The organism is Mesorhizobium sp. M8A.F.Ca.ET.218.01.1.1 (genome assembly GCF_004791165.1).
Taxonomy (GTDB): domain Bacteria; phylum Pseudomonadota; class Alphaproteobacteria; order Rhizobiales; family Rhizobiaceae; genus Mesorhizobium.
Genome location: NZ_SRUZ01000102.1, coordinates 1 through 346, shown reverse-complemented (window position 1 = coordinate 346; position 346 = coordinate 1). Strand labels below are relative to the sequence as shown.

General features: G+C 64.2%; 1 pseudogene. It reads right to left on the bottom strand.

The window, feature by feature from the left end:
* A pseudogene (locus EN861_RS34570) lies at nucleotides 1-346 on the bottom strand (hypothetical protein); the annotation flags it as partial.

Genomic DNA, 346 nt, shown 5'->3' with positions numbered 1-346 from the left:
CCGGAAACAGCGAAGGGTCCGGAATGCCGCCGGCAAAGGAGATGATGTCGGGCTGGTCGAGCAGCTTCAACAGCTCGCGGATTTCCGAGGCCTTCATGCGCGAGGAGCGCGAGATGATGCCGCCGCCGAGGCCGCTTTCCTTCAGCGCGCGGATCTTTGTCAGGCTGTTGATCTGGTAGACGGGGATGTTCTGGGCGAGATCGCTGACCTGGCTGGCGACGACGAAGGAAAACAGCGCCAGCGCGGCGAAGGCCCCAAGCACGCTGGCTATGACGGCGGGAAGGCGCGGAATGCCGATCCGCTTCAGTGCCGAGACGACCGGGGCGATGGCGAAGGTCAAAAGCAG